The sequence below is a fragment of the Camelimonas sp. ID_303_24 genome (assembly GCF_053543495.1).
Window position 1 is genome coordinate 1 of the sequence record NZ_JBLLJM010000051.1, and the last position, 5479, is coordinate 5479.

11 protein-coding genes are annotated in these 5479 nt (G+C 59.6%); 9 read left to right on the forward strand and 2 right to left on the reverse strand.

Features of this window, described 5'->3' with window-relative positions; translation table 11 throughout:
• Window positions 1-741: 741 nt before the first annotated feature.
• Together ACERNI_RS17810 and ACERNI_RS17815 are read left to right on the forward strand one after the other, a co-directional pair.
• Window positions 742-1218, forward strand: a complete 477-nt coding sequence (locus ACERNI_RS17810; protein ID WP_448834570.1) for a hypothetical protein — start codon at window positions 742-744, stop codon at window positions 1216-1218.
• Complete coding sequence (locus ACERNI_RS17815) at window positions 1184-1597, forward strand: hypothetical protein (RefSeq protein WP_448834571.1); 414 nt, start codon at window positions 1184-1186, stop codon at window positions 1595-1597. The genes ACERNI_RS17810 and ACERNI_RS17815 overlap by 35 nt, the downstream gene beginning before the upstream one ends.
• A gap of 93 nt (window positions 1598-1690) precedes the next feature.
• Here ACERNI_RS17815 and ACERNI_RS17820 read toward each other — a convergent pair whose 3' ends face one another.
• On the reverse strand, window positions 1691-1948 hold the full coding sequence (locus ACERNI_RS17820) for a hypothetical protein (RefSeq protein ID WP_448834572.1): 258 nt from the start codon (window positions 1946-1948) through the stop codon (window positions 1691-1693).
• Between the two features lie 108 nt (window positions 1949-2056).
• Here ACERNI_RS17820 and ACERNI_RS17825 point away from each other — a divergent pair, with 108 nt between their 5' ends.
• The 7 genes from ACERNI_RS17825 (at window position 2057) to ACERNI_RS17855 (ending at window position 4718) form a co-directional block, all read left to right on the forward strand.
• The gene (locus ACERNI_RS17825) at window positions 2057-2257 is read left to right on the forward strand and encodes a peptidoglycan-binding domain-containing protein (RefSeq protein ID WP_448834573.1); all 201 of its coding nucleotides are present in this window, start codon (window positions 2057-2059) and stop codon (window positions 2255-2257) included.
• Window positions 2258-2268: 11 nt separating this feature from the next.
• Window positions 2269-2745: a lysozyme gene (locus ACERNI_RS17830; protein ID WP_448834574.1), complete on the forward strand. Its 477-nt coding sequence runs from the start codon at window positions 2269-2271 to the stop codon at window positions 2743-2745.
• Window positions 2746-2781: 36 nt separating this feature from the next.
• The gene (locus tag ACERNI_RS17835) at window positions 2782-3159 is read left to right on the forward strand and encodes a hypothetical protein (protein ID WP_448834575.1); all 378 of its coding nucleotides are present in this window, start codon (window positions 2782-2784) and stop codon (window positions 3157-3159) included.
• Window positions 3156-3440 carry a Pam3-gp28 family putative phage holin gene (locus ACERNI_RS17840; protein ID WP_448834576.1) on the forward strand — a complete coding sequence of 95 codons (285 nt, stop codon included), beginning with the start codon at window positions 3156-3158 and terminating at the stop codon, window positions 3438-3440. Before ACERNI_RS17835 ends, ACERNI_RS17840 begins: the two co-directional genes overlap by 4 nt.
• 9 nt (window positions 3441-3449) lie before the next feature.
• Window positions 3450-3800 carry a hypothetical protein gene (locus ACERNI_RS17845; protein WP_448834577.1) on the forward strand — a complete coding sequence of 117 codons (351 nt, stop codon included), beginning with the start codon at window positions 3450-3452 and terminating at the stop codon, window positions 3798-3800.
• A gap of 175 nt (window positions 3801-3975) precedes the next feature.
• The gene (locus ACERNI_RS17850) at window positions 3976-4299 is read left to right on the forward strand and encodes a hypothetical protein (RefSeq protein ID WP_448834578.1); all 324 of its coding nucleotides are present in this window, start codon (window positions 3976-3978) and stop codon (window positions 4297-4299) included.
• Between the two features lie 26 nt (window positions 4300-4325).
• Complete coding sequence (locus ACERNI_RS17855; protein WP_448834579.1) at window positions 4326-4718, forward strand: hypothetical protein; 393 nt, start codon at window positions 4326-4328, stop codon at window positions 4716-4718.
• Between the two features lie 371 nt (window positions 4719-5089).
• On the opposite strand, the gene ACERNI_RS17860 is transcribed toward ACERNI_RS17855, so the two are convergent.
• Window positions 5090-5479: tyrosine-type recombinase/integrase (locus tag ACERNI_RS17860; protein WP_448834580.1), on the reverse strand; the 390-nt coding region annotated here is incomplete at its 5' end.

The following is a 5479-nucleotide window of genomic DNA, read 5'->3' on the forward strand; positions in this document are numbered from 1 at the left end:
CCTGATTGAGGCCCCAACCTGGCACATCTGCAGGTGCGGCAGCGGGGTCTGCATCCGCAGCGTCAGGCTCTGCAGGCACCGCCGCCGGGTCTGCTACTGCATCAGGCAATTCTGCGACAGCCGCGGCCGGGTCAGCCACTACTGCGGCCACTGCGCGCGATCTTGCCCAGCAATGGGCCACAAAAAACCGATGGCGAGGTTGTCGCCGGGCAGGGTGTGGCGCGAAATACTATTCTGAGCAGGCGGCGACCATCCTCGCAAAGTCGGTCAGGGTCGATGCAGCGCAGACGTTCACGGGAGCCGAACAAACCAGGGGCCAATCCAACCTTGGCGGCGGGGCAACCGGGCGCAGCATTTTTACCGCCGCAACCACCTCGGCGGCGCAGGACGCGATCGGGGCTACCGGGACGGGCAAGGCGCTTATGGTCGCGGTGGACCAGGCGGCCGGACGCTCAGCCATCGGAGCGCAGGCTACGCTGGGATATGCGCCGGTCAACAGGGCCGGCGATACGATGACCGGCGGCCTGTCAGCCACGGGATACGCTGTTACCAGTTTGGCGGCGGCGGCAGACGGGGGGGCGTTATCAATCCAACGCTTACGGCGCCAACAACAAGCCAGCGGCGTTTTACGCTTCGCAGTCAGCAGAGGGCGTCGAAGCGATAATTTACGTACGCAACGCGGCCATAAATCAGGCGTGGTTTAACTTCCGCTTCAACGGGGCCGCCATAACCCCAGGGGCTTTGTCCAAGGGCAGCGGCACGTTTTTGATCGACCATCCGCTTGATCCGCTCAACCGCAACCTGCGGCATGGGTTTGTCGAGGCCCCGCGCTACGACCTGATTTATTGCGGCGTTGTGCGGTTGGTGGATGGCGTTGCGACGGTCGATATCGACGCGGCCAGCAATATGACCGCAGGCACGTTTGCCGCCCTCACCATCAATGCCTGCGTGACCAGCCTGCAAAATCAGGATGGTTTTGCCTGTTGCCGCCCGGGTCCGCTCACCGGCGGGTCATTTGCGATCATCTGTGAGGATATCGCATCCACCGATGATGTCGCGTGGGTCGTGCTCGCAGAGCGCAATGACACGTTTGTGCGATCAGATATGGACCACAACTGCGACAGCAACGGCAGGTTTGTGCCGGAGTTTGACAAGCCAGCCGCTGCAGCCCGGAGGCTGAATAATGCCGATCATCGACAAGACAGTCCTGGCTCCTGAGCTGATCGGGACGCCTGGCTATCCAATCCACTATGCGGCTTACGGTCTGCCGGCGCCGACCAAGGTTATCCAGGTGCTGGTTGATGATGACGGCAACGAGATTGTCGAGGGGCCATCGGATGGCGGGTCACCGCCCCCGCCGGTACTGACGCGCCGCCAGTTGCGCCTTGGCCTGCTGGCCAGTGGCATCACAACCGCGCAGGTAGAGGCGGTCATTGCGGCAACCCCCAACGAGATCGCCCGTGAGACAGCCCAGATCGAGTGGGCAGGCGCCAGCACATACGAGCGCAGTCATCCGCTGGTCGATCAGATTGGCGACGCGCTTGGCCTCACGCCAGAGCAGATCGACGAAATGTGGATAGCCGCAGTTGCATTGTAAGTATTGACCAATCCTTGAGGGAAGACGAATCAATGGGCACAGAAATAAGGGTCACTCTCGCCAATGGCGTCTCTAAAGCAGGCGGGGAATTCATTATTCTGGATCCAGTCCCAAATTGCCGACGATGTCATCAAGGGTGGCCTCGGCTATTGAGCGTTTTTTGTCGGATCTCAGCGGATCTTTGGCGACGAGTCTTTCGATGGTCAAGAGCCGGTGAGCATAGTCATTGAGTTCTGCTATCTCGGCTGAAGGGTCTTTCGATGTGGCCACATAACGCAAAATCAAAGCGTTGATAGCCATCTTCATTCCGAAACAGGTACCCAAAAGATAATCGTCTTGTTCTGCGGCCATTATCGCCCCTCCCGACTCAAAATTACTGGCGGTTTGCCCAAGCACCGCATAGCGCGCCGGGTACAGCAATCTGCCCGCCCACGTGGCGGGTATTTTTATGGGTGACCTATGCAAGTAGCAGATCTACAGCGCGCTCTCTTGGCGCGCGGTTTTGACGTGGCCAAATTCGGAGCTGACGGCGATTTCGGCGCCGACACCCTGAAGGCCGTAAAGGCCTATCAGCGGGCCAACGGCCTGACGGATGGCATCTGGCCCGGACCAGAGATGTTGGCTCTACTCGCCACGCCCCGCCGGCCGAACAAAAGATGAGCGCCATTGGCTTGGCCGCCCCCATCGCGCGCGAGGGGCGCAAACTCACCACCTACAAGGACAGTGTTGGCGTCTGGACCATTGGCGTTGGCCACACCGCCGCCGCTGGAGCGCCCGTACCAAAATCCGGCATGACCATCACGGCGGATGAAGCTGACGCCATCTTTGCCCGCGACATCGTCCAGTACGAGCGGGCAGTTCGGTCAGCGATCAAGGTCCCGCTGGTCGACCATCAATTCGATGCGCTGGCCTCCATTTGCTACAACATCGGCCAATCCGGGTTCGCCGGATCGACTTTTGTGAAGCGGATCAATTCACGCGCGTCAGCCGCCAGCATCCGCGAAGCCATCATGATGTGGCGTAAACCGGCCGAGATCACCTCGCGCCGAACGGCTGAGGCGGATCAATTCGCCACGCCATATAGCGTTGCCATGCCCAAGGCGCGCGCGGCGGATGCAGTCCGCATCACGATCACCGTCAAGATCTGATCCCCGCGCCACCTGCGCAAACCTCCCGGAGACAACATGCAGATCCTCAAACTGATGGCAGCCGCCATCGGCATGCTGGCGCTTGCCGCGTGCACAACCAGCCAGTCCGCCAACAACGCCACTGGCTGGGGCCTGATCGCAGCTGGCGTCGCTGTGGTCGTGGGCGAGACCAAAATCGATCCCAAGATCGAGCAGGTGAGCAGCAAGCTCGCCAGATATTGCGTCGAGGTGCAGACGGCGGCGCTGGCCGTCGACCTGTTTGCCCCGGTCAAGGTGCAGCAGGCGGCCCAGGACGCCCGGGCCGTGGTCCGCACGTTTTGCGCGTTGCCGCCCACGTCTGTCGCTACGGCCATTACCAGCCTCGCGGCGGCGTATGCGGCCATTGAGGCGGCCCGAAAGGCAGGTGGCGCATGAATACCAATCTCACACTGCCAATCCGGCAGGCGCTGATCGGCTTGGGGCCGCTGCTGGCGGCCCTCGGCTGGATGGATGAGCCGGCCTGGGGTGTCCTCGCCAATCAGATCGCCACCGTCCTCGGCGTCCTCATCACGCTGGCTGGCGTCATCTGGCAGTGGCGCGTCAGCACCGCTGCCGCGCAGGTCGCGCAGGTCGCTGCGTTGCCCGGTGTCATCCATGAGGTGACCGCCGACCCGAAGCTTGCGGCTGCGGCAGACAAAGGCAGCAAGGCCACGTAATGAGACGTCATGGCTGATGCGCCGCCGCCTGATTTGCTCGCCTATTGGCTAGGCGTTCGTGCGATCGATGTTGCCGCCGGCCTCGGCGGCGGACTTGTTCGCGGGCTGGTCAATCCATCCTACACATGGCCCATGCGGCTGACGTTCGCCGTTGTGGGCGCCATCACCGCCGGCTATCTCACCCCGCCGGCCGCCCGGGTCGCAGCCCAATGGTATGCAGCATGGGGTGGGGCCTCGGGGGAGGTCACCGGCGCCGTGGAGTTTTTTCTGGGCTTGTGTGGGATGACCGTGGCCGAGATGCTGTTGCGCTGGGCGCGCCACTGGCGGGACAAGGCCCCGCCGCCAGCTCTGCCCAGATGATCGCACGTCGTCTCTCGCGCAAGACAAGATGGCCGTTCTCATACTCCAGATCGCGGGCACGGCTCCAGTCGATTGACAGGGGCCTAAAACATCAAAGCCGGAGCTGATTGACAGAATTGCCCGCACAGTTAGTGTGCCGAGTTTCAGCGGGCAAGGGTGAATTTGGATGGATTCGATGCATCAGCAAGCAGTTTCGGATGAATTGCTCGCCATGAGAACTATCGCAGTCAAGGCGCATGAGAACTTGGCTGATGCCCTTGCGGAATTATCGAAGTTGAAAGCGAGTCGGTCTTGGAAGCTCACTGCACCCTATCGTTGGCTAGGGGCAAAGTTGAAGAGCGCCTCCCCGATGCCGAAAAGATTTATTCCGTACGAGTCGAAAGACTTATCAAGTCGCTACTATCAGGATCTGCACGACCACAACGACGGCTATCAGGCCATAACTGGCTTCTCTCGGAAAAAGAGCGGCTGCTGGAGTGCCGACCAAGCACCCTTGTAGAGATCGGATGCGGGAACGGCAGATTTTTGCGAGATGTAGCTCCGCATGTCCAAAACGCGATTGGATTGGATTGGGCAATTTCGCCTTTGACTTCCGATATGCCTAGCAATGCATGTGTTCGAAAGCTAGATATTACAAAAGATAGGTTGCCTGTTGCAGATTTGATCTGCTCTGCAGATGTACTTGAACATTTTCATCCAGATGTTGTTGAATCGGTTGTAGAAAAAATTCATAGATCAGGCAGATATAATTACGATGTCATCGCTTGTTATGATGATCATCATAGTCACTTAACGATCGTCAGCCCTGGCGAGTGGCTTTATCTCTTCCGCCAATCATCTCCAGAATACAAACTCTTAGACGTGCGCCCCCGACACAACAATCCGGACCAACTCGTTGCCGTTGTTGCGAACTTCTAGCCCGTCCACGCGACGATGCATCCATTTGGGAAGGCTGGCAAGGCGTCCGTTAAATCCAGCCCAAACCTATGCCGTGATTCTGATCGAAAAGGATGAGATTGACGCATGGATGCGCGCGCCGTGGTGCGAGGCCAGTGCGTTGCAGCGGCCGCTGGCTGATGATGCGCTGGAGGTGTTTGAGGGGACATGGCCAAGGCGGCCGGCTCCGCCGCCGGCTGTGGCCTCCGGCGTTTTGCAAACCGACCGTAAGCCATTGATTTGCAATAGCCGGAATTATCGCCACTTTGCGGCTAAGGCATTGAATTGCCAGCAATAGGGCTGGACTCTTAATCAGCAGATCTATGGCATTTGAGCTGGGTAAACATGCGCGACTAGCGTGGCGGCTTGGTCACCAACTCCATCCATGGCCAGTCCTTATATTTATCGCCTGTTTGGCGAATGTGGGCGTACCGCTTGAGCGTGTTCCAGCTGCGGTGTCCGCTCACGGCTGCAATGTTCGGGATGTTCCAGCCCATCTCGAACAGCCGCGAAATCCCCTCGTGACGCATGTCATGGAAATGCAGATCCTCAATGCCCAGCGTCTCGCAAGCGCGGGCGTGTGATGAGCCGGCGGATTCCCCATTCCACGGGAATATGCGCTCATCCGTCTTCGGCATCGCCTCAATGATAGCGCGGGCCTCGTCAGTCAACGTGACGTGGGTATGGTTCCGCGCCTTGTTGAGCGGGTCTTTCATGGATCGGCCTAGGACGGATCGACATTC

Bases quoted from the DNA above. Each gene is read 5' to 3' on its own strand.
- ACERNI_RS17815 (WP_448834571.1), top strand. From the start codon at position 1,184: ATGCCGATCATCGACAAGACAGTCCTGGCTCCTGAGCTGATCGGGACG.
- ACERNI_RS17820 (WP_448834572.1), bottom strand. From the start codon at position 1,948: ATGGCCGCAGAACAAGACGATTATCTTTTGGGTACCTGTTTCGGAATG.
- ACERNI_RS17825 (WP_448834573.1), top strand. From the start codon at position 2,057: ATGCAAGTAGCAGATCTACAGCGCGCTCTCTTGGCGCGCGGTTTTGAC.
- ACERNI_RS17835 (WP_448834575.1), top strand. From the start codon at position 2,782: ATGCAGATCCTCAAACTGATGGCAGCCGCCATCGGCATGCTGGCGCTT.
- ACERNI_RS17840 (WP_448834576.1), top strand. From the start codon at position 3,156: ATGAATACCAATCTCACACTGCCAATCCGGCAGGCGCTGATCGGCTTG.
- ACERNI_RS17845 (WP_448834577.1), top strand. From the start codon at position 3,450: ATGGCTGATGCGCCGCCGCCTGATTTGCTCGCCTATTGGCTAGGCGTT.
- ACERNI_RS17850 (WP_448834578.1), top strand. From the start codon at position 3,976: ATGCATCAGCAAGCAGTTTCGGATGAATTGCTCGCCATGAGAACTATC.